Here is a 24,925-nt window from a genome sequence, read left to right on the forward strand (position 1 = left end):
TCTCCACGCACGTCTTGAAACAGGACCTACATGACGACGATCATCCTCAAGCCCAACGAACCTGTCGATGTCGCGCTCCGGCGCTTCCGGCGAGACATCGAGAAGACGGGCCTGATCCGCGAACTGCGCAGTCGAACCGGCTATGAAAAGCCGACCACGGAGCGCAAGCGCAAGAAAGCCAGCGCCGTCGCGAGACAGCGCCTGCGCGCGAAACGCATGCTGCCGCCTCGCAAGCTCTATTAGGAGAACGCCGTGTACCAGCCGACCGTCGAGGACCGTCCATTCTTCCCGTTGACGAAATGTGAGGTCGATTTCGATCGACAGAACGATGCGATCACGCTTCTGCCGAGTTTCTACGCGTTCGGCTGCGAGTACACCAGTCGCGGCCTCCTGATCGGCCGGGACGATGCATTCCGATTGATTGCCGCGATCGAAAAGGCGCTGAGCATCGAGCAGTGAGCGGCGCTCGACGATATTGGATCGCGTCGTGACGGTCGGCGTGGCGCGGATGCGCGACCACGCTCGGCGCGTTATTTCGGGTCGACGTGAGTTTTGTCCAGCTGGAATCACGTGCTGGCGATCCCGGCTGAAACCCGTGCTCGTTGGCACGGGTACGGATGCGTTTCAACGCATCGAATCAACCGACGCCGGGGCGCGAGTCGGGCCGTCAGGCCCGCTCACGCGAAGACGAAATACTTGCGCACCGTCTCGACCACTTCCCATGTGCCTTTCATGCCGGGTTCGATCACGAACACGTCGCCGGCCTTCAGGTGCACCGGCTCCTCGCCTTCCGGCGTGATGATGCAATAGCCGTCGAGGAAGTGGCAGTACTCCCATTTCTCGTAATTCACCTCGAACTTGCCGGGCGTGCAGATCCAGGTGCCCATGATCTTGCTGCCATCCTTCGACACGTAGGCGTTGAGGTTCACGGTGTGTGGATCGCCGCCGATGCGCTTCCACTTGGTCGCGTCGACGACCGGGGTCGGGCAGGTTTTGCGCAGAACGGTGATGAAATCGGACATGTCGGCTCCAGACTAACGATCGGGTAAGAGGTCTGTCACGTTAGTTCGAAAGCTGCGCCGCGGCTTGTATGCGTCCGACACCGACTCGTCTATTTTCGACAAGACGCTTGTGTGCGGGGGCGCGGGCTGCGGGTTCCGGTCGGTGTTGCGATGGACCGATTCCCGACGTCCGTTCCCTTGCCATCCATCGCCCGCCGCCGCAACCCGTCGGCTTCGGCGCAAGCGGCCAAAATCGCCTCGCTTGCAACATCTGGCGCAAACCCTGTATGATTACGCGTTCTGCGGGCGTCGTATAATGGCCATTACCTCAGCTTCCCAAGCTGATGACGTGGGTTCGATTCCCATCGCCCGCTCCACCTTCGGCTGCCCGGCAGCCTGCGCAAGAGCCGCCTCGTCGAAGGCGGCTTTTTTGTACCATCTGCCGGTTCATCCGGCAGCACCGCTGCGCATGACGGGCCCACGCCCGAACCGAGCCTTTCTCTGTCACCGATGATGCACGACGATCCGAACGAAGCCGGCCTGCCGCCGGACGACGCCGCCCTTCCCGACGAAGCCGCCGACGGCGCCGACGAAGTCAACCCGCTGCACCGCCGCCGCATCCGCAGCTTCGTGACGCGTGCCGGCCGCGTGTCGACCGGCCAGCGCCGCGCGCTCGACGAGCTCGGTCCGCGCTTCGTCGTCCCGTATGCGGCGGAGATCCCGGACTGGGACGCCGTGTTCGGCCGCCGCGCGCCGCGCATCCTGGAAATCGGCTTCGGGATGGGCGCATCGACGGCAGAAATCGCCGCGCATCGCCCGGGCGACGACTTCCTCGGCGTCGAAGTGCACGAGCCGGGTGTCGGCGCGCTGCTGAAACTGATCGGCGAGCAGGACCTGACGAACATCCGCATCATCCAGCACGACGCGGTCGAGGTGCTCGAGCACATGCTCGCGCCGGAAAGCCTCGACGGCGTGCACATCTTCTTCCCGGATCCGTGGCACAAGGCGCGCCACCACAAGCGCCGGCTGATCCAGCCGCCGCTCGTCGCGCACCTCGCATCGCGCCTGAAGCCCGGCGCGTACCTGCACTGCGCGACCGACTGGCAAAACTACGCGGAGCAGATGCTGGAAGTGCTCGGCGCCGAACCGACGCTCGAAAACACGGCCGCCGACTACGCGCCGCGCCCCGACTACCGCCCCGTCACGAAGTTCGAACGGCGCGGGCTGCGGCTCGGCCACGGCGTGTGGGACCTGGTGTTCCGCAAACGCGCCGGCTGATACAACACGCAGCGCGCACAACGCACGCTGCCCGCCGCGCAATGACGAACGGCCCGACCGGCATCTGCTGCCGATCGGGCCGTTTGCTATTGGAAGCGCCGTTGCCCCCGCCCCGGCATCACGCCCAGTTCAGCCATCCGCTGTAACCCACTAACAGCACGAACAGGCCGAACGCAATGCGATACCACGCGAACACGGTGAAGTCGTGCGTCGCGACGAAACGCAGCAGCCAGCGCACGCACACGAACGCGCTGACGAACGCGGCAACGAGCCCGAGCGCGAACAAGCCGAGCGAATCGACGGTGAACGCCTGCCAGTCCTTGACGGTTTCGTAGAGCGTCGCGCCGAAGATGATCGGAATTGCGAGGAAGAACGAGAATTCGGTCGCGACGCGCCGCTCGAGGCCGAACAGCATCCCGCCGATGATCGTCGAGCCCGAGCGCGACATGCCCGGCACCAGCGCGAAACACTGCGCGATGCCGACCTTCAGCGCGTCGAGCGGCGTGAGCGCATCGATCGACTGCACGCGCGGCGGCTCGCTGCGTTCGCGCTGCCGTGCCTCGGCCCACAGGATGATCGCGCCGCCGACGACGAGCGCGAACGCGACCGGCACCGGCGAGAACAACACGGCCTTGATCTTCTTCTCGAACAGCAGGCCGAGCGCGATCGCGGGAATCGTCGCGATCACGACGTTCAGCGTGAAGCGCTGCGCGTCGGGCCGGCTCGGCAGCCCGGACACGACGGACGCGATTCGTTGCCGGTATTCCCAGCAGACCGCGAGGATCGCGCCGAACTGGATCACGACATCGAAGGTCTTCGCGTGCGCATCGTTGAAATTCAGGAAGCTGCCCGCGACGATCAGGTGGCCGGTGCTCGACACCGGCAGGAATTCCGTCAGCCCCTCGACGACGCCGAGGATCAATGCCTTGCAGATCAGGATCCAGTCCATCCGTGGCCCAACTCCGAAGTAGTCGAAAGAAAGGGCCGCGTCACCGCCGCGGCCCGCCCGGCCGCGCGCGGTGCGCCGTCACTTTTCGACGATCGCGACGCGTATGCCGTTTGTAAGGATCGTAATTGTACCGGGTTCGTAGTTCACGCCGGCAAATTGCAGCTGCTCGGGCTTGAACGTGTAGATCGGATAGTTGGTCAGCAACTGCGTTGCGAGCAGGCCCGCGGCCGCACCGACCTGTTGCGCGTACATCTGCGCGTTGCCGTCGAGTACGAGGCTGTCGACGGCCGGCGCCTTCAGCACGACCGAACGGCTGGGCGCGTCGTAAGCCAGCTGGCCCGACACGGTGAACTTGCCGCTCACCGGTTCGCGCAGGAACGGACTCGCGAAATGCGCGTCGAGCTGCACGGCGACACGGTTCTGGTCGGGCAGCAGGTTGACGGCCGGGTTGGCGAGCGACACGTCGACGACCTGCGCGACCGTCTTCTGGTACGGAAACTTGCGCGCGACGGCTTTCTGCACGTCGCCGCGCGAGAACGTGTAGTGATCGGGGATGAACGGGAACGTCGACGCGCAGGCGGCGAGCGATACCGACACGCCGATGGCGCCGGCGCAGGCGGCGAGAAAGCGGCGCCGGCCGGGCGTGCAAGATGCGGTCATGCTGAACAATCTCCTGTATCGGGGGCAGCGGCGGCCGGCTTACCGGCCCGGCCGCCAGCAAGGCCGGGGACCGACGTTAGTGCTTCGGCGCGCGTGGCCGGTTCCATGGGCGGGCCGATGAACGGCAGCGCGGGCAATGCGTCAGCGGGCGGCGCTGGCACCGGGCGACGGCTGCGTCGCGACCTCGAGGCGCGTCAGCCACGCGAGCGCGTCGTCGCGCGACGCACCGCACATCTCGTCCGACGGCTGCAGCCCCGAACAGCACGCGGGCCGCTCGGGCCGGCCGAAGATCCGGCAGCGCAGGTCGTCGCCGAGCTGCACGCAGCGCACGCCGGCCGGCTTGCCGTCGGGCATCCCCGGAATCGGCGACGAAATCGACGGCGCGATGCAACACGCGCCGCACCGCTCGCGGCACGCATGCGGCGGCGGGACATCGGCGGGCGCCGGACGGACAGGCATTTCGACGGACACTCGACTCTCTCACGAACAACGAAAAACGGTGCGGCAACCGGACGCAGCGCGCGGCCGCCCACCGCGCATTGTGCCACCGTCGGCTGCGACGTTATTACACAATGCAGGCGGAACGCGCGTTTATATACTCGAAAGCATCTAAAAAGCGCGAGACCATCATGCGTTCCGGTTCTGCCGACTCACTGTTCCGTCCCGATTTGCTCGCCAAGTACGGCACGAACGGGCCGCGCTATACGTCCTACCCTACCGCGCTGCAGTTCCGCGACGATTTCGACCCGGCCGACTATGTTCGCGCGGCCGGCGATCCGGGCGCGTCGTCGAGCGACCTGTCGCTGTACTTCCACATTCCGTTCTGCAATACGGCCTGCTTCTATTGCGGCTGCAACAAGATCGCGACCAACAACCGCCGCCGCGCGCGCCCGTATCTCGATCAACTGAAGCGCGAACTGGCGCTGCAGGCCGCGCTGTTCGATCCCGCGCGCCCGGTCACGCAGCTGCATTGGGGCGGCGGCACGCCGACCTTCCTGTCCGACGACGAAACGGCGGAGCTGATGGTGGCCACCCGCGAACATTTCGCGCTGGCGCCGGACACCGACGCGGAATTCTCGATCGAGATCGACCCGCGCACGGTCACGCCCGCGACGCTCGTCCACCTGCGCAACATCGGTTTCAACCGGCTGAGCCTCGGCGTGCAGGATTTCGATCCGGTCGTGCAGCAGGCGATCAATCGCGTCCAGCCGCTCGAGATGACGGCCGACCTGCTGTCGGCCGCACGCACGACGGGCTTCCATTCGGTCAGCGTCGACCTGATCTACGGGCTGCCGCACCAGACGGTCGCCGTGTTCGCGCGCACGCTCGAGACGATCATCGAACTCGCGCCCGACCGCCTCTCCGTATTCGGCTACGCGCACATGCCGCACCTGTTCAAGATGCAGCGGCAGATCGACGACGCGACGCTGCCGGCGCCCGCGACGCGCGTCGCGCTGCTCGGCCTCGCGATCGACATGCTGACGCAGGCCGGCTACGTGTACATCGGAATGGATCACTTCGCGCGCCCGACCGACGAACTCGTGCGCGCGCAGCGCAACGGCACGCTGCAGCGCAACTTCCAGGGCTACAGCACGCGCGCGGATACGGATCTGGTCGGCTTCGGCGTGTCGTCGATCGGGAAGGTCGGCGACGTCTATGCGCAGAACGCGAAGGACCTGCCGGCGTACGGCGCCGCGCTGGACGCCGGGCGGCTGCCGATCGCGCGCGGCGTGCGGCTCACGCCCGACGACCGGCTGCGCCGCGACGTGATCACCCAGCTGATGTGCAACCTCGAACTGCCGTTCTCGCATATCGAGGCCGCGCACGGCGTGCGCTTCGCCGATCATTTCGCGCGCGAGCTCGACGCGCTGCGCGCGTTCGAGCAGGACGGGCTGCTGACCATCGGCGGCGATCGGCTGACGATCCATCCGCCCGGCCGGATGGTCGTGCGCAACATCGCGATGACGTTCGACGCCTATCTCGGCCGGACGCCGCGGCAAAGCTACTCGCGCACCGTCTGAAGCCGCACGGCCACATGCGGGCGGCCGGTTTGATAAAGTAAGGGGTTCAACGCCCCTGCAAGAATCCGCACGATGCGCACCACCAAAGCAACCAACGCGGTCGAACGCCTGAAGACCCGTTCCGGCAACCCGCAGTTCGCGGCCGTCGCGATGGCGGGCGGCCTGTTCTATCTGGTCGACCGCTCCGGCGGCACCGCCGAGAAGCGCAGCGAGCCGCTGCCGCTCGACGAATTCGTCAGGTTCGTCGACGAATTTGGCCCCAAAAAACCGCGCAAGGCCAGCAAGCTCGACCTCGCATTCGAGGCACAGATCAAGAAGAGCAAGGGGTAAAGGTCTGTTGCAGGCCGTCTGAAGGCTTTGCCGGCGCCCCGTTTGGTACAATCACGAAGTTTCTCTATCCCCGCTGATGGCCGACCTGGCTGCGTGACCACACCATGAATATCGAAAACGCGCGTTTCAACATGATCGAACAACAGATCCGGCCGTGGGATGTGCTGGATCTGGACGTCCTGGGCCTGCTGTCGATCGTCAAGCGCGAAAACTACGTGTTGCCCGAACACCGCGCTCTCGCGTTCGCCGACCTCGAGCTGCCGCTGCCCGGCGGCAGCAGCAAGATGCTGTTCCCGCGCGTCGAAGCGCGCGTGCTGCAGGAACTGGCGGTCAAGAAGCACGAGAACGTGCTCGTCGTCGGCGCGGGTTCGGGTTATCTGACCGCGCTGTTCGCGCATCGCGCGCAGCACGTGACGGCCGTCGATATCGATCCGGCCATCGCCAGGTTCGCGGCAGACAACCTGCGCAACGACGGCGTGACGAACGCGGAAGTCGTGCTCGGCGACGGCTCGCTCGGCTGGCCCGACAAGGCGCCGTACGACGTGATCTGCGTCGCGGGCGGCCTGCCGGTCGTGCCGCAGCAGATGCTCGAGCAGCTGAAGGTCGGCGGCCGCCTGTCGGCGTTCGTCGGCGGCCGTCCGGTGATGAAGGCGCAGATCATCACGCGCATCGACGACAAGCAGTACCGTGTCGCCGACGTGTTCGAAACCTACGTCGATCACCTCGTCAACGCGATCGAGCCGTCGCGCTTCAAGTTCTGAGCGGCGGAGCCTCCATGCAGATCCTGACACCCGCGATGCTCGCGGAATGGCTGCGCGATCCGGCGCGTCCCGCGCCGGTCGTGCTCGACGTGCGCGAGCCGTGGGAAATCTCGACCGCGCAGATCGCCGGCAGCGTGTCGATCCCGATGCAGCAGATCCCCGCGCGCAGCGAGGAGCTCGACGACGAAGCGGAAATCGTCTGCGTGTGCCATCACGGAATGCGCAGCGCGCAGGTCGCGATGTTCCTCGAATCGCGCGGCTTCACGAAGCTGTACAACCTGCAAGGCGGGATCGACGCGTGGTCGCGCGACGTCGATCCGTCCGTGCCGCGTTACTGACGTTCCCGGCGGTGCATCGCGCGCCGCCAAGGCGACCGGCTGCGCCGCAGCCGATCGCCCCGCTCCGCCGAACGGGCGCGCATGGCGCGCCCGTTTGCGTTTCTGCTTCTCCATTCTCTTTCCTCCTCCTCCGATTGCTTCGGCGCGTCGACCGTCCGCGCCGGTTCGATAGCGAGCGAGAGCGAGCATCCGGGCATCGCCGCCGTCGACGGAATCGCTTCGTCGTTCCCTTCGCACTTCACTCCCCTTGTGCACGGCGGCGCCGCCACGATGCGGCTGGATGCACGCGCATCGATCGATTCCGCATTTCCGTCAGCCAGTGACGTTCGCGCTCGCACACGGGCGCACGCCATGCACCATTTGCGCCCGCGCGACTGCACCGCAACGGGTCGCGGATGCTGCACGACGCGTCACGCGCACCACGCAAACGCGTCGCGCCGCCGCTCACAGGCACGCCCGGCGTGCATCCGCGCGACTGGCACATGCCTTGCGTTAGTTCGATGCCGGCGCCGTCACGGCGCACGCCAATCCAACACGTCAAGGGGAACTCGATGAAACGTCGCAGTCTGCTGAAGTTCGGTTCGATGGCCGGTGCACTCGCGCTGGCGGGCAAGAGCCCGTTCGCGCATGCGGCCGATGCGGGCACGGGTCCGATCAAGGTCGGCATCCTGCATTCGCTGTCGGGCACGATGGCCATCTCCGAAACGTCGCTGAAGGATACGGCGCTGATGACGATCGCCGACATCAACAAGAGCGGCGGTGTGATGGGTCGCAAGCTCGAGCCCGTGGTCGTCGACCCCGCGTCGAACTGGCCGCTGTTCGCGGAGAAAGCGCGCCAGCTGCTCACGCAGGACAAGGTCGCGTGCGTGTTCGGCTGCTGGACGTCGGTGTCGCGCAAGTCGGTGCTGCCGGTGTTCGAGGAACTGAACGGCCTGCTCTACTACCCGGTGCAATATGAAGGCGAGGAAATGTCGCGCAACGTGTTCTACACGGGCGCAGCTCCGAACCAGCAGGCGATCCCCGCCGTCGAGTACCTGATGAGCGCGGAAGGCGGCGGCGCGAAGCGCTTCTTCCTGCTCGGCACCGACTACGTGTATCCGCGCACGACCAACAAGATCCTGCGCGCGTTCCTCAAGTCGAAGGGCGTAAAGGAAGCCGACATTCAGGAGGTCTACACGCCGTTCGGCCACAGCGATTACCAGACGATCGTCGCGAACATCAAGAACTTCGCGCAGGGCGGCAAGACGACCGTCATCTCGACGATCAACGGCGACTCGAACGTGCCGTTCTACAAGGAGCTCGGCAACCAGGGGATCAAGGCGACGGACGTGCCGGTGGTCGCATTCTCGGTCGGCGAGGAAGAACTGCGCGGGATCGACACGAAGCCGCTCGTCGGCCACCTCGCCGCGTGGAACTACTTCATGTCGGTGAAGAATCCGACGAACACGAAGTTCAAGGACCAGTTCGCCGCGTGGGTGAAGGCGAACAACCTGCCGGGCGGCGCGAAGCGCGTGACCAACGATCCGATGGAAGCAACCTATGTCGGCATCCACATGTGGAAGCAGGCGGTCGAGAAGGCGAAGAGCACCGATGTCGACAAGGTGCGCGTCGCGATGATCGGCCAGACGGTCGCCGCGCCGTCGGGCTTCACGCTCTCGATGGACGGCAATCACCACCTGCACAAACCGGTGATGATCGGCGAGATCCGCGGCGACGGGCAGTTCAACGTCGTGTGGAAGACGAAGACGGCCGTGCGCGCGCAGCCGTGGAGCCCGTTCATCGCCGGCAACCAGGGCAAGCCGGACATCGTCAGCTCGATCCCGGCGTTCCTGCGCCGGCAGCGCGCGGCGCTGGCCTGACGCGACGAGGAGCGCCGCGCACCGGCGTGGCGCTCCGTGAAGCGCAGGCTTGCGGCACGCGTTCGGTCACGCACCGGCCCCCACTGCCGCATGCATTCGCTTTCCCACGCCCCACAGGATTTCCCGATGCCTACACGCTTTCGCCGCGCCGCCGTCGCGATCGTCGCCTGTGCCGCGCTGGCGGCTACGCTGCCGCGTGCCGCATTCGCGCTGACGGCGGCCGATACCGCCGCGCTCGCCGGCGACGACTTCGACGCCAAGGCGGCCGCGATCGACCATCTCGCCGCCGATGCCGACCCGCGCGCCGTCGCGTTGCTCAATGCGCTGTCGAGCGGCGACGCACTCGCGACCGGCGACGGACGCCTGCTGATCCAGACCGGCGACACCGCGCACGATGCGCTCACGCAGGCCGCGACGCCGGCCGGGGATGCTCAGCCCGTGATGCTGAACAATCTGCTGCGCACGAAGATCGCCGGCGCGCTGTCGGGCCTCGCGCTCGCGTCGCCCGACGTCGCCGCACGCCGCGACGCGATCGACGCGCTGCTGAAGTCGCCCGACCCGGCACTCAAGCCGATGATCGATCGCGCACGCGCGAAGGAAACCGATCCGGCATTGAAGCGCCGCCTCGACGCGCTATGGGCGATCGCCGCGCTGCACGATGCCGATCCGGCAAAGCGCCTCGAAGCCGTGCAAGTGGTGGCCGCGCGCCGCGACCTCGACATGATCGAACAGTTGCGCCCGCTCGTCGCAACGAATGCCGACGGCAGCTTCGCCGAGCCCGATGCGCGCGTGCGCGAAGCCGCGCAACAGGGACTCGACGCATTGCACGCGCTGCAGCGCCGCGGCGAGATCGCCGGCACCGTGTTCGCGGGCCTGTCGCTCGGCAGCGTGCTGCTGCTCGCGGCGCTCGGCCTCGCGATCACGTACGGGCTGATCGGCGTGATCAACATGGCGCACGGCGAATTCCTGATGATCGGTGCGTACGCAACCTATGTCGTGCAGACGCTGACCCAGCGCTACGTGCCGGCGGCGTTCGACTGGTATCCGCTGATCGCCGTGCCGGTGTCGTTCGCGGCGGCCGCATTGGTCGGCATCGTGCTCGAGCGGCTCGTGCTGCGGCACCTGTATGGCCGCCCGCTCGAAACGCTGCTTGCGACCTTCGGCGTGAGCCTGATCCTGATCCAGGCGACGCGCATGCTGTTCGGCGCGCAGAACGTGCAGGTCGTGAACCCGTCGTGGATGAGCGGCGGCGTGACCGTGATGCAGAATCTGATCCTGCCGTACAACCGGCTCGCGATCCTCGCGTTCGCGCTCGCGGTCGTATGTGTCGCGTGGGGCGTGCTGACGAAGACGCGGCTCGGCCTGTTCGTGCGCGCGGTCACGCAGAACCGCCGGATGGCCGCCTGTGTCGGCGTGAAGACCGCGCGCGTCGACGCGTATGCGTTCGCGTTCGGCGCGGGCATCGCGGGCCTGGGCGGCTGCGCGCTGTCGCAGATCGGCAACGTGGGCCCGGACCTCGGGCAAAACTACATCATCGATTCATTCATGGCGGTCGTGCTCGGCGGTGTCGGCCAGATTGCCGGCACCGTGCTCGGCGGCTTCGGGCTCGGCCTCGTCAGCAAGGCGATCGAGCCGTTCTGGGGCGCCGTGCTCGCGAAGATCGCGGTGCTCGTGATGATCGTGCTGTTCATCCAGAAACGTCCGCAGGGCATGTTCGCCCCGAAGGGACGCAGCGCGGAGGCCTGACATGACTTCAATCACCGATTCGTTGCCGAACCCGGTCGCCGACGCGCCGAAGCCCGCGGCCGCCGCACGTGCGGCAGACGGTTTCGCGCTCGGCCTGCCGCCCCGCCCCGCGCTGCTGTCGCGCCGCGCGTGGCTCGCGCTCGTCGCGCTGTGCGTTGCGATCGGCATCGGCGTGCCGCTCGCCGCGCTGGTTGCGCCCGAAGCGAGCGCGTTCCATCTGTCCGCGTATGCGATGACGCTCGCCGGCAAGCTGATGTGCTACGCCATCGCCGCGCTCGCGCTCGATCTCGTCTGGGGTTATTGCGGAATCCTGAGTCTCGGCCATGGCCTCTTCTTCGCGCTCGGCGGTTATGCGATCGGCATGTACCTGATGCGCGAGATCGGCCGCGACGGCAAGTACGGCAGCGACCTGCCCGACTTCATGGTGTTTCTCGACTGGCATCAACTGCCCTGGTACTGGAGCGGCACGCAGCATCTCGCCTGGGCGCTCGCGCTGGTCGTGCTCGTGCCGGCCGTGCTCGCGTGGGTGTTCGGTTTCTTCACGTTCCGCTCGCGCGTGAAGGGCGTGTACCTGTCGATCATCACGCAGGCGCTGACGTTCGCCGCGATGCTGCTGTTCTTTCGCAACGAGACGGGCTTCGGCGGCAACAACGGCTTCACCGATTTCAAGCGCATCGCCGGATTTCCGATCACGTCGCCCGGCACGCGCACCGTGCTGTTGCTGCTGACCTTCGCGACGCTCGTGCTCGCGTTCATCGCCGCGCGCGCGATCGTCACCAGCAAGCTCGGGCGCGTGGTCACCGCGGTGCGCGACGGCGAGACGCGGCTGATGTTCCTCGGCTACAGCCCGCTCGCGTACAAGCTGTTCGTATGGACGCTGTCGGCCGTGCTGTGCGCGATCGCGGGCGCGTTGTACGTGCCGCAGGTCGGCATCATCAACCCTGGCGAGATGTCGCCCGGCAACTCGATCGAGATGGCGATCTGGGTCGCGGTGGGCGGGCGCGGCACGCTGATCGGGCCGATCGTCGGCGCGTTCGCGGTGAACGGTGCGAAAAGCCTCTTTACCGCGTACTTCGCCGAATACTGGCTGTTCTTTCTCGGCCTGATCTTCGTGCTCGTGCCGCTGCTGTTGCCGCGCGGCATCATGGGCCTCGTCGACACGCTGCTCGCAAAAGGAAAACGCGCATGAACGGCACGGCCCTCTACCAGTTCACGCCGCCGGCCGAGGACGAGCTGCTGACCGTCAGCGGCACCGCATCGATGAGCCGCGTGGTGCCACCCGGCATCGACACGTCGCACGGCACGATCCTCTACCTCGAGGACATCGAGGTGAGCTTCGACGGCTTTCGCGCGCTGAACAAGCTGTCGCTCGCGATCGACGCGGGCGAGCTGCGCTGCGTGATCGGCCCGAACGGCGCGGGCAAGACGACGATGATGGACGTGATCACCGGCAAGACGCGCCCCGATGCGGGCAAGGTGTTTCTCGGCCAGACCATCGATCTCGCGCGGATGAGCGAACCCGAGATCGCACGCGCGGGCATCGGCCGCAAGTTCCAGAAGCCGACCGTGTTCGAGCAGCACCCGGTATGGGAAAACCTCGAACTGGCGATGCAGACCGACAAGGGCTGGCTCGCGTCGCTGCGCGCGCGGCTCGACCGCGCCGCGCAGGCGAAGATCGAGGAGACGCTCGCGCTCATCGGCCTCGAAAGCGACGCTTATCGCGCGGCCGGCGAGCTGTCGCACGGGCAGAAACAGCGGCTCGAGATCGGCATGCTGCTGATGCAGCGCCCGGCGCTGCTGCTGCTCGACGAGCCGGCGGCCGGGATGACGGATCACGAAACGATGGAACTCGCGAAGCTGCTGAACACGCTGCGCGGCACCTGCTCGATGATGGTCGTCGAGCACGACATGGAGTTCGTCGCGGCGCTCGCCGGCGACACCGGCCGCGTGACGGTGATGGCCGAAGGCGCGGTGCTCGCGCAAGGCACGCTCGACCAGGTCAAGCGCGACGACGCGGTGATCGAGTCTTACCTCGGACGGTAATCCCATGCTGAAGATCGATGCACTGAACCAGTACTACGGCGGCAGCCACATCCTGCGCAACGTCACGCTGGCCGCCGACGAAGGCAAGCTCACCGTGCTGCTCGGCCGCAACGGCGTCGGCAAGAGCACGTTGCTGCGTTGCCTGATGGGTGTCGTCGCCGCGAAGAGCGGCAGCGTGTCGTGGCGCGGCACGGCGCTCGGCACGTTGCCGCCGTATGCGCGCGTCGCGGCCGGCCTCGCGTACGTGCCGCAGGGCCGCGACATCTTTCCGCGCCTCACCGTCGAGGAGAACCTGCTCGTCGGCGCGGCAAGCCGCAAGGCGCCGTCGAAAGTGCCCGACCGCATCTATGACCTGTTCCCGGTGCTGAAGGACATGCGCGCACGGCGCGGCGGCGACCTGTCGGGCGGCCAGCAGCAGCAGCTCGCGATCGGCCGCGCGCTGATGAGCGAGCCGCAGTTGCTGATCCTCGACGAGCCCACCGAGGGCATCCAGCCGTCGATCATCCAGGACATCGGCCGCACGCTGCGCCAGCTCGTCGACGAATCGAGGATGACCGTGCTGCTCGTCGAGCAGTATTACGACTTCGCGCGCTCGATCGCGGACCGTTACTGGGTGATGAGCCGCGGCGAGGTCATAGCGGGCGGCGACGCACACGACATGGAGACGAACGGCGTGCGCGAGCTGATCGCGGTGTAGCGGCGCATACGGCACGCGATGACGTCGCCGCACGGCGCCGTCGATCGACGCATGCCGGACGAACTCCGGCATCGCGGCTGCCGTCGCTGTCGCTACGTTCGGCACCCCGCACACCCCGAGCGTGCCGTGTTGCGGTAGCATCCATGATCACCGCGCCCCTCTGCTGCTTCCCGTCGATGTCTGCCCTCGATTCCCACGCTCCGCTGTCCCGCCCCGCCGTCGCCAAGTCGTGGCGCGGCCGTCTCGAACTCGGCTTCGAACGGCACGGCGCGCGCACGACGCTCGTCCACCGGCTGCACGACGGCCCGCTGCGCGTGCAGCGGCCGCTGTATCCGGAAGGCGACGCGATCTGCCACGCCGTCATCGTTCACCCGCCGGGCGGCGTCGCGGGCGGCGACCGCCTCGACATCGACATCACGCTCGGCGGCGGCACGCACGCGGTGCTGACGACGCCCGGCGCGACCAAGTGGTACAAGTCGAACGGCCTCGACGCGACGCAGCGCATCGGCATCACGGTCGGCGAGCACGCAAAGCTCGACTGGCTGCCGCAGAACAACCTGTTCTTCGACGCGGCGCACGCCTCGCTCGACTTCACGGTAAGGCTCGGCGCCGGCGCGAGCGCGATTGGCTGGGATACGACGCAGCTCGGCCGTCAGGCGGCCGGCGAAACGTGGTCGGCGGGGCGCATCGCATCGGGTTCGGCATTGGTCGATGCCGACGGACGGCCGCTATGGACCGAGCGCGCGCTGCTCGACGCGCACGATCCGCTGCGCGACGCGCTGCAGGGCCTCGCCGGCTTTCCCGTGTACGGCACCCTGTGGGCGGCCGGTGCCGCGTGCGATGCCGCGCTCGCGGAGGCCCTCGCCGCGCGGATGCCGTTCGACGACACACTGCGTGCGGGCGCGACCTGCGTGACGCCGGGCGTCGTGCTGGTGCGCGCGGTATCGACGTCGATGGAAACGCTGCAGCGTCACTTCACCGACTGCTGGCTTTACCTGCGACCGCTCGTGCACGGCGTCGACGCGCGGCCGCTGCGCCTCTGGCAGACCTGAGCGCGCGGCGCGCACGCACCGTTTCGGCGCGGCGGCGCCGCCCGCGTTGCCCATGATCCATGCATCGCGCACCACGATCGCGCATCGATGCCCGTTCCTCCGGCATGGCACGCACCTTGCTGCTTACATAACGGCTACACGACGCACAAGAAACGGCGCGGTGCTACGATGACCCGCGCCTCGGCCGGAAACCCCGCGCACCGATAAAAATTACGTTTTCCTGAACGACTGCCTTCATGAAACTGACTCCCCGAGAAAAGGACAAGCTGCTGATCTTCACGGCGGCGCTGTTGGCCGAACGCCGCCGCGCGCGCGGGCTGAAGCTCAACTATCCGGAAGCGGTCGCGTTCATCACCGCCGCGCTGATGGAAGCCGCGCGCGACGGCAAGACCGTCGCCGAGGTGATGCACTACGGCACGACGCTGCTCACGCGCGACGACGTGATGGAAGGTGTGCCGGAGATGATCCCCGACATCCAGGTCGAGGCGACCTTCCCGGACGGCACCAAGCTCGTCACCGTCCACCACCCGATTCCGTGACGAGGTAGCACGCATGATCCCCGGCGAAATCCTCACCGACGACGGCGAGCACGAACTGAACGCGGGCCGCGCGACGGTCTCGCTCGTCGTCGCGAACACCGGCGACCGCCCGGTGCAAGTCGGCTCGCATTACCACTTCTTCGAAGTCAACGACGCGCTGTCGTTCGACCGCGCGGTGGCGCGCGGCTTCCGGCTCAACATCGCGGCCGGCACGGCCGTGCGCTTCGAGCCGGGCCAGACGCGCACCGTCGAGCTCGTCGAGCTGGCCGGCGAGCGCGCCGTCTACGGTTTTCAGGGCAAGGTGATGGGGCCGCTGTAAGCGGCGCCCCGCTCTTCAGGAACAGCACATGACATTACGCTTGAGCCGCCGCGCATACGCGGAAATGTTCGGGCCGACGACGGGCGACCGCGTGCGGCTCGCCGATACCGAACTGCTGATCGAGATCGAACGCGACTTCACGACCTACGGCGAGGAAGTGAAATTCGGCGGCGGGAAGGTGATCCGCGACGGGATGGGCCAGTCGCAGCGGGTCGCCGCCGACGTGCCCGACACGATCATCACGAACGCCGTGATCCTCGATCACTGGGGCATCGTGAAGGCCGACATCGCGATCAAGCATGGCCGCATCGCCGCGATCGGCAAGGCCGGCAATCCCGACATCCAGCCGGGCGTGACGATCGCGATCGGTGCGGCGACCGAAGTGATCGCCGGCGAAGGGCTGATCGTGACGGCCGGCGGCATCGACACGCACATCCACTTCATCAGCCCGCAGCAGATCGACGAGGCGCTCGCGTCGGGCGTCACGACGATGCTCGGCGGCGGCACCGGACCGGCCACCGGCACCAACGCGACGACCTGCACGCCGGGCCCGTGGCACATGGAGCGGATGCTGCAGGCCGCCGACGGCTGGCCGATCAACCTCGGCTTCCTCGGCAAGGGCAACGCGAGCCTGCCGCAGCCGCTCGTCGAGCAGATCGCGGCCGGCGCGATCGGCCTGAAGCTGCATGAAGACTGGGGCACGACGCCCGCCGCGATCGACAACTGCCTGTCGGTCGCCGACGACACCGACACGCAGGTGGCGATCCACACCGACACGCTGAACGAAGGCGGCTTCGTCGAATCGACGGTCGCCGCGTTCAAGGGCCGCACGATCCACACGTACCACACCGAAGGCGCGGGCGGCGGCCACGCACCCGACATCCTGAAGGTGTGCGGCGAGGCGAACGTGTTGCCGTCGTCGACCAATCCGACACGCCCGTACACGATCAACACGCTCGACGAACACCTCGACATGCTGATGGTGTGCCACCACCTCGATCCGTCAATCGCCGAGGATCTCGCGTTCGCCGAATCGCGGATCCGCCGCGAGACCATCGCGGCCGAGGACATCCTGCACGATCTCGGCGCGCTGTCGATGCTGTCGTCCGACTCGCAGGCGATGGGCCGCGTCGGCGAAGTGATCATCCGCACCTGGCAGACCGCGCACAAGATGAAGGTGCAGCGCGGCGCACTGCCGGAAGACGGCACGCGCAACGACAACTTTCGCGCGAAACGCTACGTCGCGAAGTACACGATCAACCCGGCGATCACGCATGGCATCGCACACGAAGTCGGTTCGATCGAGCCGGGCAAGTGGGCCGACCTCGTGCTGTGGGAGCCCGCGTTCTTCGGGATCAAGCCGTCGATGATCCTGAAGGGCGGGATGATCGCCATCGCGCAGATGGGCGATCCGAACGCGTCGATCCCGACGCCGCAGCCCGTCCACTACCGCGAGATGTTCGCCACGCGCGGCGGCGCGCTCGCCCGCACGTCGCTGACCTTCGTGTCGCAGATGGCGGCCGATGCGGGCATCGCCGAACGCTACGGCCTCGCAAAGCGCGTCGTGCCGGTGCGCAACTGCCGCAACGTGACGAAGGCCGACATGATCCACAACGCATGGCGTCCATCGATCAACGTCGATCCCGAGACCTACGACGTGATCGCCGACGGCCAGTTGCTCACGTGCGAGCCGGCCACGGTGCTGCCGATGGCGCAGCGCTATTTCCTGTTCTGATTTCCGGTTTTTCGTTCCATGCGCACCCTCGACAAACGCATTGCCCCGAACGTGAAGCTCGCTGCGTCGCTCGTCGCGCGTGCGCCGGCGCTCACGCTCGCGTATGACGCCCGCTGCAAGAGCCGCCTCGCGGCGACGCTCGACACCGGCGAGGACGTCGCGGTCCTGCTGCCGCGCGGCACCGTGCTGCGCGACGGCGACGTGCTCGTCGCCGACGACGGCGCACTCGTGCGCGTCGCCGCGGCGCACGAGACCGTGCTGCTCGTGCGTGCCGCCGATGCGCTCACGCTGATGCGCGCCGCGTATCACCTCGGCAACCGTCACACGCCGGTCGAGATCGGCGACGGCTATCTGAAGCTCGAAGCCGATCCGGTGCTTGCGGACATGCTGCGCCGGCTCGGCACGCAAGTCGAAGAAACCAGCGCACCGTTCCAGCCGGAAGCCGGTGCATACGGCGGTGGTCACAAGCACGGGCACGACGCGACGTTCGCGGAGGATTACGCGCTCGCGCAGCAGGTATTCGGCGAACATCACGGCCACTCGCACTCGCACGATCACGATCATCAGCATGGTCCGGGCTGCTCGCACGGCCACCACGGGCATGACCACCACTGAACTCGTCGCGCTGCTGCATCTCGCGTCGCCGGCGCTGCCGATCGGCGCGTTCAGCTATTCGCAGGGACTCGAAGCCGCGCTCGACGCGAACCTGATCCGCGACGCCGACACCGCGCGCGACTGGATCGCGAGCGGACTGACCGACGTGCTCGCGCACGGCGAGCTGCCGTTCCTCGCGCACCAGCTCGCGCGCTGGCACGCGCACGACGCCGATGCGCTCGTGCGCGAGAACGCGTGGTTCGTCGCGAGCCGCGAATCGTCGGAACTGCGTCGCGAAACCGAACAGATGGGCTGGTCGCTCGCGCAACTTTGCGCGTCGCTCGAATGGGGCGATGCCGAGCGCCGCGCGACGCTCGCGTCGCTGTCACCGATCGCGCTGCCGACGGCGTTCGCCTATGCGGCGGCCGCGCAAGACGCGGGCGCCGACGCGACGCTCGCCGCCTACGCATTCGGCTGGGTCGAGAACCAGACGTCCGCCGCGCTGAAAGCGGTGCCGCTCGGCCAGCTCGCCGGCCAGCGCATCATCGTCGCGCTGCGCGGCGCGATCGACGCCGCCGTGCGCCGCGCGCTCGCCACGCCGCCCGACGCCATCAACACGTTCGCGCCGCAGCTCGGCATCCTGTCGGCGCGGCACGAATCCCAGTATTCGCGGTTATTCCGCTCCTGAACAAGATCCACGCCATGAATGCACCTGCTCTCTCCCCCACCCGCCGCACGAAGAAACTGCCGCCGCTGCGTGTCGGCATCGGCGGCCCGGTCGGCTCCGGCAAGACCACGCTGCTCGAAATGCTGTGCAAGGCGATGCGCGAGCGCTACGACCTCGTCGCGATCACGAACGACATCTATACGAAGGAAGACCAGCGCCTGCTGACGGTCGCGGGCGCACTGCCCGAGGAACGCATCATGGGCGTCGAGACGGGCGGCTGCCCGCACACCGCGATCCGGGAGGATGCGTCGATCAACCTCGAGGCCGTCGACCGGATGCTGTCGCGCTTCCCCGACGCCGACATCGTGTTCATCGAATCGGGCGGCGACAATCTCGCGGCCACGTTCAGCCCCGAGCTGTCGGACCTGACGATCTACGTGATCGACGTCGCGGGCGGCGAGAAGATTCCGCGCAAGGGCGGCCCCGGCATCACGAAGTCCGACCTGCTCGTGATCAACAAGACGGACCTCGCGCCGCTCGTCGGCGCGAACCTCGACGTGATGGCGTCCGACACGAAGAAGATGCGCGGCGAGCGGCCTTACGTGATGACGAACCTGAAGGCGCTTGAAGGCGTCGCGGACGTGATCGCGTTCATCGAGAAGAAGGGATTGTTGACGGTTTGAATAACTGTCCGGGCAGGCACTGCAAGGCCATTGCGGGCGCAGAGGCGCGTGCGCTGCCGAAAGGTCCCTTGGCGACATTGTGCATTCGGTTGCCCCTGGGCTAGGATCGGTTCCTTACATTTACCTGTAAGGATTTCGAAATGCCGATTCCCGCGCATATGTGGCTCAAGGATGATGGCGGCGCAGAGATCAGAGGCTCGTCAACCGTCCAGGACCGTGAAGGCAGCATTGAAATCATCAGTTTCGGCCACGGTGTGAATCTGCCGGTCGATGGCGCCAACGGCAAGATCACCGGCAAGCGTACACATTCACCGGTTGCGTTCGAAAAGGAATTCGACGCGGCGACACCGTATCTCTACAAGGCCGTGGCGACAGGGCAGACGCTGCAATCGGCCGAAATCAAGTGGTATCGCATCAACGATGCAGGAAGGGAAGAAGCGTATTTCGTGATGCTGCTCGAAGGCGTCAAAGTCTGCGGCATCAACCCCGGCATGGCGAATACCCGACTGTCGCAGGTGTCCGCGCTCAATCACCTGGAAGCTGTCTCGATGATGTATGAGCGCATCACCTGGCATTATCTCGACGGCAATGTCAAATACACGGATTCATGGAATGACATCGGATAAGCGGAGGTGGTCAATGGCTTATACCGGTAGATTTCTGGTGAATAACGACTTTTTGTCGCCCCTTACCATCGATGGCCTGGGTACGTTCGATGCGTTTTCTGGCAACGGCATCTATCGGAATCGAGGGGGCTGTACGGCGGTACCCGACAACGGCCCGATTCCTGCCGGTAAATACTGGATCGTCACACGTCCTACTGGAGGCCTGCGCTCCCAAGCCTACGCTTGGATAAAAGATCAGTGGAACACCTTCAAGGGAAATGCGACCGATCACAGTGAATGGTTCGCACTGTATCGCGATGATGGGATGATTGACGATAAAACGTGGATTAATGGCGTTCAGCGCGGTCAGTTCCGGTTGCATCCGGCAGGTGGCGACGGTGTATCACTGGGCTGCATTACCCTGCCGAGCCGGGTCGACTTCCTGAGAATTCGTTCGGCCCTGCTGCACACCACTCCGCTCCCAGCCGGGAGCTCTGGGCTTAATGCATACGGAGCAATTGAGGTTATTACGCATGGCAACGTTTGCCCGTAAACTACTGAAAGTTTTTCTATTTATTGGTCTATTACTTGTTTCAGTTCGTTATATTCCACTATCTAATGAGTGGACGCCAGCCGAAGCGCGCACATGGTGGCATGCGTCAGAATGGCTCGGTATTCACGATCCCGAAGATTTGTATTTCGCGGTGTGGGTCAGTATCGAACTGACCGTGGCCGTGCTCGCTTATATAGCGATCACGCGGATGTGGCGATACTGTCGCAGGAAACAGCAGATCGAGAGATAGTGACTCAGAATGATTTTCCGTAAGCTTCGGTTGTTCAAGGTCGCACTGTTCGTCGGTCTGTTCTGCCTCTCCGTACCGTTCGTCCACACATATCCTGTACCGATGCCAGAAAGCCAAGCACTCGCCTGGCTACGCGTTGCAAATCGACTCGGCATTCGCGATCCCGATGATTTATATATTCCGCTCGTTCTGCTGACCAACATTATCGTGGCAACATTTGCGTATATGGCGATCATGAGATTGGGGCGATACTATCGCGGCAAAAAAACAAGTTAAGAAATAGAGCCGAAAACGCCCCCTCCTGTCCGCAGGCTATTCAAGGTCGCGCTGTTTTTTGGCCTGTTTGCCCCTGTCACTTCGGTATGTTCGCCCATATCCCTATGAATGGACAGAAAGCCAGATGCGCGCATGGCTGATACATCGCAGACACTGGGCATTCGCGCTCCCGAAGATTTGTATTTTGTGGTGTGGGCAACTATCGAAGTGATCGTGGCCATGCTCGCTTATGTAGCGATCACGCGGCTGTGGCGACACCACCGAAAATAGCATGTTGGAAAATAGCGACCAAGGATGACCGCACCAGAACCAACGCCGCGCCCTTACTCGTCTCGAGGTTCGTGGGACACAGCCGTCGACCTTCAACCCGCTGCAGCGCATTCGAGCGCGACGCGCTCGAACGCAAATCGCTACACGTCGTCACCCTGAGCGTCCCGCCCGTCCCGCATCGCACGCCCGCCCCGCTCCACCGGCGGCAGCAGCGCCGCGAGCACATCCACCGAGCGCGCGGTCGCACCGCGATGGCGCGCCGCGAACGCCGCACCGGCCGCGCCCATCGCGATGCGCCGCGCGTTGTCGGCGAACAGCGCGTCGAGCACGTGCGCGAGATCGAGCGGATCCGCGACCTGCATCGCCGCGCCGGCCGCGACCGCGTCGGCGGTCGCCTGCGTGAAGTTGAACACGTGCGGGCCGATCAGCACCGGCACGCCAACCGCGCAGGCTTCGATCAGGTTCTGTCCGCCGAGTGGCAGCAAACTGCCGCCGATGAACGCGACGTCGCTCGCCGCGTAATACGCGCCGAGCTCGCCCATCGAGTCGCCGAGCAGCACCGTCACGTCGTCCGCCAGCGGTTCGGCGACGGCCGCGCGCCCCGCCGCAAGCGCGGCCGCATCGGCGCCCCACACCGAACGCCGCACGCACTTGAAGCCGTTGCGCGCGACCAGCGCCTCGACTTCCGCGAAACGCTGCGGATGACGCGGCACGAGAATCAGCAGCGCACCGGGCGTCTTCATCGCGGCGAACGCCTGCAGCACCAGCGCCTCCTCGTTCTCGCGCGTGCTTGCCGCGACCCACACGGGCCGCGCGCCGATCGCGTCACGCCACGCATGGCCGCGCGCGGCCAGCTCCGGCGGCGTCGTCATGTCGAACTTCAGGTTGCCGAGCACCGTCACGTTGCGCGCGCCGAGCGACGTCAGACGCTCTGCGTCGGCCGGGCTCTGCGCGAGCACGCGCGAGAATCCGCCGAACACGTCGCGCGTCGCCGCGCCGAATTTCGCGGCGCGCCGATGCGAACGCGCGGACATCCGCGCATTGGTCAGCACGAGCGGCACGTCCGCGCGGCGGCATTCGTCGATCAGCGTCGGCCACACTTCGGTTTCCATCACGAGCCCGAGCGTCGGCCGCCATGCGTGCAGGAAGCGCCGCACTGCGCCCGGCATGTCGTACGGCAGATAGCAGCGCAGTACGCGATCGCCGAAGATCTGCTCGCCTGTCGCGCGGCCGCTGGGCGTCATGTGGGTAAGCAGGATCCGAGCGTCGGGGCGCGCGCGCATCAACGCGTCGATCAGCGGCTGCGCGGCACGCGTCTCGCCCACCGATACCGCATGCACCCAGATCAGCGGCGCGCGATCGTCCGGCGAACGGCCCGCGACGTGACCAAAGCGCTCGCCGATGTGCTCGCGATAGCCGCGTTCCTTGCGCGAACGCACGAACAGCCGGATCACGGCGATCGGCGCGACCAGCCACCACAGCGCGCGATAGATCGCCCTCAGCATGGGCCGGCCCCCGGCTTGCGTGGAAACAGGCGCGCGCTCAAACCAGCGTCCTGCCGGTCAGGCGCTCGAGAATGCCGAGCGGCGCGCAGTCGCGGCGCACCATCGCGTCGACCGGCAGGAAGAAGGTCTGCTCGAGCATGAACTGGCCGGACATCACAGCGTGCGAAGTCTGATCCGAGAAACATATCCACACGCTGCCCGGCGGAAACGGCATCGTTTGCTGTGGGCACGTCTTCTGGTAGTCGAGGTCGGCCTTCATCCCGTCGTGCAGGTTCAGCATCAGATGGTCGTACGCGCTGCGCGGCGACTTCGTCACGTGCAGCAGGTTGAGCAGCCATGCGGAGCCGGGGAACTGCGGCCGGATCTTCGGCAGGAAACGCTTCGCGACGTCCTCGAACGGTTCGCCCACGCGCCACACGCGCGGCTGCCCGGCCGGGTTCACGTTCGTGAACACGCGCAGAATCCGCTCGCCGTAGTTCGGCCGCGACGGGAACGCATCGACGTGCAGCCGGCTGTCGTCCTTGCGCCATGAAGTCTGGCGCGTTTCGACCTGCATCAGCCGCAGGCTCGTCGGCGCGACGCGCAGCTTGCCGCGGTATTCGGGAAAGAGGCCGTCGACGAGCGTGCCGGCCTGCTGCTGGAAACGCGCGACCAGTGCGCGCACGGCCGACTGCGTGACGCTGTCGCCGAGCACGCCGGCGAGCGCGCCGCCATTCGGCGCGAGGCTGATGTTCTTGCGTTTCGGATCGGCGAGCGCCGGATCGAGCAGCGCTTCCTCGCCGCCTTCGATCGCGAAGCGCAGGTTCGGGAAATACAGCACCTTGCCTTCCTCGACCGCGGCGAGCAGTTGCTCGCGCGGCGTCGACAGGTTGTGTCCGCTCCAGTCGGCGGACGGGACTTCGATGATCTGGGATTCGCTCATGATCGGTTCGCGTGCGTGACTGGCAGGGCAGGCGTGACGGGCGTCACAGCAGACCGAAGCCCGCGAGCGCCGCCTTCACCTGCGAGATCGACGGCGGCTGCCCCGCCGTGCCGAGATTGACGACGTTCGGCGACCAGTAGCCGCCGGTACGCCAGGCCGTTGCGAAATTGTACAGTTCGACCGTCGGACGCTTCAGCGCGGCCGCGATGTGAACCAGACCTGTATCAACCCCGACCGTCGCGGCCGCGCCGTCGATCAGACCGACGACGGCGGGCAGCGACAGTTTCGGCGGCACGATTGCCGCCGCGCCGAATTCCTTCGCGAGCCGCTCGCTGGTCGCGCGCTCCGCATCGTTGCCCCACGGCAGCACGAGCGACGCACCGCGCCGCACGAGCGCCTGGCCGAGCTCGATCCAGGCGGCGTCCGGCCACTGCTTGTCGGCGCGCGACGTCGCATGCACGAAGACGACGTACGGCACCGGCAGGTTCAGGCCGAGCGCCGCGACCGCGAGCGCCGCCGCGCGCGTATCGAGGCCGAAGTCGACCGGATCGGCCGGCGTCGGCACCGGGTCGCCCAGCGCGGCCGCGACCAGCTGGCGCGAACGCTCGACCACGTGCGTGCGCGGCTCGATCGGCACACGCTTGCGATAGAAGAAGCGCACCGGCCATTCGTAACCCGCGCCGTCGGTGCGGTTGCCGAGGCCCGCGAGCGGGCCGCGCGCCCAGCTCGCGACCCAGGCCGTCTTGATGAGTCCCTGGCAGTCGATCACGAGGTCGTACTGCTCGGCCGCGAGGCGCTTGCGGAACGCGCGGATCTCGCGCCACGTCGCACCCGAGAACGGCTTCTTGCGCCAGCGGCGCAGCGAGAACGGCAGGACGTCGCGCACGCCGTCGACGAGCCGCACGAGGTCGACGAAGCTCTCCTCGACGAGCCAGTCGATCTGCGCGTCGGGATGGCGACGCCGGATATCGGCGATCACCGGCATGTTGTGCACGACGTCGCCCAGCGACGACACGCGCACGATCAGGATCTTTTGCACGCTGAAAAAACGCCGGCGGACGGCCGGCGACAGGCATAAAGACGCGATTTTATCGCGCCCGGGAGAGCACACAGGCAAAAAGCGGCCGCACGCCGTCGGCGTGCACCGCTTTTCGGGGATGGCGCGACGATCCTTCGATCATCGCCGCGCCGGCGGCGGCCCGCAGGCCGCCGGGTTCTCGAGCAAACGCCGGGCCGTCCCGAGTGTTCCCGCCTCCGTCGGGGGCCTGGCGC

Annotated in this window: 30 protein-coding genes and 1 tRNA gene; 24 read left to right on the forward strand and 7 right to left on the reverse strand. The window is 66.6% G+C overall.

The annotated features are described in order from the left end of the window. Positions 1-30 precede the first annotated feature (30 nt). Positions 31-243: a 30S ribosomal protein S21 gene (rpsU, locus tag HW466_RS23625; protein WP_059448124.1), complete on the forward strand. Its 213-nt coding sequence runs from the start codon at positions 31-33 to the stop codon at positions 241-243. 9 nt (positions 244-252) lie between these two features. Continuing rightward, complete coding sequence (locus tag HW466_RS23630) at positions 253-459, forward strand: hypothetical protein (protein ID WP_059507087.1); 207 nt, start codon at positions 253-255, stop codon at positions 457-459. Between the two features lie 218 nt (positions 460-677). Here HW466_RS23630 and HW466_RS23635 read toward each other — a convergent pair whose 3' ends face one another. After that, positions 678-1,022: a cupin domain-containing protein gene (locus HW466_RS23635; protein ID WP_059448122.1), complete on the reverse strand. Its 345-nt coding sequence runs from the start codon at positions 1,020-1,022 to the stop codon at positions 678-680. Between the two features lie 281 nt (positions 1,023-1,303). Between HW466_RS23635 and HW466_RS23640 the strand changes: the two genes are divergently transcribed. Further along, positions 1,304-1,378 (forward strand) — tRNA-Gly (locus tag HW466_RS23640). 133 nt (positions 1,379-1,511) lie between these two features. Then, positions 1,512-2,279: a tRNA (guanosine(46)-N7)-methyltransferase TrmB gene (gene trmB, locus HW466_RS23645; protein ID WP_059507083.1), complete on the forward strand. Its 768-nt coding sequence runs from the start codon at positions 1,512-1,514 to the stop codon at positions 2,277-2,279. Positions 2,280-2,397: 118 nt separating this feature from the next. Here the strand turns inward: trmB and HW466_RS23650 are convergent, their stop codons facing one another. The 3 genes from HW466_RS23650 to HW466_RS23660 form a co-directional block, all read right to left on the reverse strand. After that, the gene (locus tag HW466_RS23650; RefSeq protein WP_059448117.1) at positions 2,398-3,228 is read right to left on the reverse strand and encodes an undecaprenyl-diphosphate phosphatase; all 831 of its coding nucleotides are present in this window, start codon (positions 3,226-3,228) and stop codon (positions 2,398-2,400) included. A 78-nt stretch (positions 3,229-3,306) separates the two neighbouring features. After that, complete coding sequence (locus HW466_RS23655) at positions 3,307-3,888, reverse strand: DUF1439 domain-containing protein (protein ID WP_059448116.1); 582 nt, start codon at positions 3,886-3,888, stop codon at positions 3,307-3,309. A gap of 141 nt (positions 3,889-4,029) precedes the next feature. Then, positions 4,030-4,347: a YkgJ family cysteine cluster protein gene (locus HW466_RS23660; protein WP_059448115.1), complete on the reverse strand. Its 318-nt coding sequence runs from the start codon at positions 4,345-4,347 to the stop codon at positions 4,030-4,032. A gap of 170 nt (positions 4,348-4,517) precedes the next feature. Between HW466_RS23660 and hemN the strand changes: the two genes are divergently transcribed. The 20 genes from hemN to HW466_RS23760 all read left to right on the forward strand — a co-directional run bounded on the left by hemN (position 4,518) and on the right by HW466_RS23760 (position 20,956). Then, positions 4,518-5,909, forward strand: a complete 1,392-nt coding sequence (hemN, locus tag HW466_RS23665; protein ID WP_151005862.1) for an oxygen-independent coproporphyrinogen III oxidase — start codon at positions 4,518-4,520, stop codon at positions 5,907-5,909. A 72-nt stretch (positions 5,910-5,981) separates the two neighbouring features. Further along, the gene (locus HW466_RS23670; RefSeq protein ID WP_059448113.1) at positions 5,982-6,239 is read left to right on the forward strand and encodes a hypothetical protein; all 258 of its coding nucleotides are present in this window, start codon (positions 5,982-5,984) and stop codon (positions 6,237-6,239) included. A gap of 104 nt (positions 6,240-6,343) precedes the next feature. Continuing rightward, positions 6,344-7,000, forward strand: a complete 657-nt coding sequence (locus HW466_RS23675; protein ID WP_059507080.1) for a protein-L-isoaspartate O-methyltransferase family protein — start codon at positions 6,344-6,346, stop codon at positions 6,998-7,000. Positions 7,001-7,014: 14 nt separating this feature from the next. Continuing rightward, the gene (locus HW466_RS23680) at positions 7,015-7,338 is read left to right on the forward strand and encodes a rhodanese-like domain-containing protein (protein ID WP_006758748.1); all 324 of its coding nucleotides are present in this window, start codon (positions 7,015-7,017) and stop codon (positions 7,336-7,338) included. 551 nt (positions 7,339-7,889) lie between these two features. After that, on the forward strand, positions 7,890-9,197 hold the full coding sequence (urtA, locus tag HW466_RS23685; RefSeq protein WP_059448240.1) for an urea ABC transporter substrate-binding protein: 1,308 nt from the start codon (positions 7,890-7,892) through the stop codon (positions 9,195-9,197). Between the two features lie 126 nt (positions 9,198-9,323). Then, complete coding sequence (urtB, locus tag HW466_RS23690) at positions 9,324-10,943, forward strand: urea ABC transporter permease subunit UrtB (protein WP_151005860.1); 1,620 nt, start codon at positions 9,324-9,326, stop codon at positions 10,941-10,943. Position 10,944: 1 nt separating this feature from the next. After that, positions 10,945-12,132 (forward strand): urea ABC transporter permease subunit UrtC, encoded by a 1,188-nt coding sequence (gene urtC / locus HW466_RS23695; RefSeq protein WP_060346006.1) that lies wholly within the window; start codon positions 10,945-10,947, stop codon positions 12,130-12,132. Beyond that, positions 12,129-12,986, forward strand: coding sequence for an urea ABC transporter ATP-binding protein UrtD (gene urtD, locus HW466_RS23700; RefSeq protein WP_059507077.1), 858 nt, complete (start codon positions 12,129-12,131; stop codon positions 12,984-12,986). The genes urtC and urtD overlap by 4 nt, the downstream gene beginning before the upstream one ends. A 4-nt stretch (positions 12,987-12,990) precedes the next feature. Then, on the forward strand, positions 12,991-13,683 hold the full coding sequence (gene urtE, locus HW466_RS23705) for an urea ABC transporter ATP-binding subunit UrtE (protein ID WP_059800325.1): 693 nt from the start codon (positions 12,991-12,993) through the stop codon (positions 13,681-13,683). A gap of 176 nt (positions 13,684-13,859) precedes the next feature. Continuing rightward, complete coding sequence (locus tag HW466_RS23710; RefSeq protein WP_059543747.1) at positions 13,860-14,735, forward strand: urease accessory protein UreD; 876 nt, start codon at positions 13,860-13,862, stop codon at positions 14,733-14,735. A 236-nt stretch (positions 14,736-14,971) separates the two neighbouring features. Beyond that, positions 14,972-15,274 carry an urease subunit gamma gene (ureA, locus tag HW466_RS23715; RefSeq protein WP_006048588.1) on the forward strand — a complete coding sequence of 101 codons (303 nt, stop codon included), beginning with the start codon at positions 14,972-14,974 and terminating at the stop codon, positions 15,272-15,274. Between the two features lie 13 nt (positions 15,275-15,287). Then, the gene (locus HW466_RS23720; protein WP_059507075.1) at positions 15,288-15,593 is read left to right on the forward strand and encodes an urease subunit beta; all 306 of its coding nucleotides are present in this window, start codon (positions 15,288-15,290) and stop codon (positions 15,591-15,593) included. A 28-nt stretch (positions 15,594-15,621) separates the two neighbouring features. After that, a complete protein-coding gene (gene ureC, locus HW466_RS23725) occupies positions 15,622-17,328 on the forward strand; it encodes an urease subunit alpha (protein ID WP_151005729.1) in 1,707 nt (568 codons plus the stop codon). Between the two features lie 18 nt (positions 17,329-17,346). Then, positions 17,347-17,943 (forward strand): urease accessory protein UreE, encoded by a 597-nt coding sequence (gene ureE, locus HW466_RS23730; protein ID WP_151005731.1) that lies wholly within the window; start codon positions 17,347-17,349, stop codon positions 17,941-17,943. Next, on the forward strand, positions 17,930-18,610 hold the full coding sequence (locus HW466_RS23735) for an urease accessory protein UreF (RefSeq protein ID WP_059543603.1): 681 nt from the start codon (positions 17,930-17,932) through the stop codon (positions 18,608-18,610). Before ureE ends, HW466_RS23735 begins: the two co-directional genes overlap by 14 nt. Positions 18,611-18,624: 14 nt before the next feature. Then, positions 18,625-19,272 (forward strand): urease accessory protein UreG, encoded by a 648-nt coding sequence (gene ureG, locus HW466_RS23740; protein WP_059847699.1) that lies wholly within the window; start codon positions 18,625-18,627, stop codon positions 19,270-19,272. A gap of 140 nt (positions 19,273-19,412) precedes the next feature. Continuing rightward, positions 19,413-19,898 carry an Hcp family type VI secretion system effector gene (locus tag HW466_RS23745; protein WP_059507070.1) on the forward strand — a complete coding sequence of 162 codons (486 nt, stop codon included), beginning with the start codon at positions 19,413-19,415 and terminating at the stop codon, positions 19,896-19,898. 13 nt (positions 19,899-19,911) lie between these two features. Then, complete coding sequence (locus HW466_RS23750) at positions 19,912-20,430, forward strand: DUF2778 domain-containing protein (protein ID WP_081071201.1); 519 nt, start codon at positions 19,912-19,914, stop codon at positions 20,428-20,430. After that, a complete protein-coding gene (locus HW466_RS23755; protein WP_151006613.1) occupies positions 20,411-20,680 on the forward strand; it encodes a hypothetical protein in 270 nt (89 codons plus the stop codon). The genes HW466_RS23750 and HW466_RS23755 overlap by 20 nt, the downstream gene beginning before the upstream one ends. Positions 20,681-20,689: 9 nt before the next feature. Further along, positions 20,690-20,956 carry a hypothetical protein gene (locus HW466_RS23760; RefSeq protein WP_151006612.1) on the forward strand — a complete coding sequence of 89 codons (267 nt, stop codon included), beginning with the start codon at positions 20,690-20,692 and terminating at the stop codon, positions 20,954-20,956. A gap of 410 nt (positions 20,957-21,366) precedes the next feature. Here the strand turns inward: HW466_RS23760 and waaA are convergent, their stop codons facing one another. From waaA to waaC, 3 genes are read right to left on the reverse strand one after another with little or no spacing between them, the layout of a single operon-like run. Further along, positions 21,367-22,731, reverse strand: a complete 1,365-nt coding sequence (gene waaA / locus HW466_RS23765; RefSeq protein WP_174905720.1) for a lipid IV(A) 3-deoxy-D-manno-octulosonic acid transferase — start codon at positions 22,729-22,731, stop codon at positions 21,367-21,369. A gap of 37 nt (positions 22,732-22,768) precedes the next feature. Continuing rightward, entirely contained in the window at positions 22,769-23,653 is an 885-nt protein-coding gene (gene kdoO, locus HW466_RS23770; protein ID WP_059448101.1) for a Kdo hydroxylase KdoO, read from the reverse strand. A gap of 43 nt (positions 23,654-23,696) precedes the next feature. Next, complete coding sequence (gene waaC / locus HW466_RS23775) at positions 23,697-24,692, reverse strand: lipopolysaccharide heptosyltransferase I (protein WP_059543600.1); 996 nt, start codon at positions 24,690-24,692, stop codon at positions 23,697-23,699. Positions 24,693-24,925: the final 233 nt, after the last annotated feature.

The sequence above is a fragment of the Burkholderia territorii genome (assembly GCF_902833055.1).
GTDB classification, from domain to species: domain Bacteria; phylum Pseudomonadota; class Gammaproteobacteria; order Burkholderiales; family Burkholderiaceae; genus Burkholderia; species Burkholderia territorii.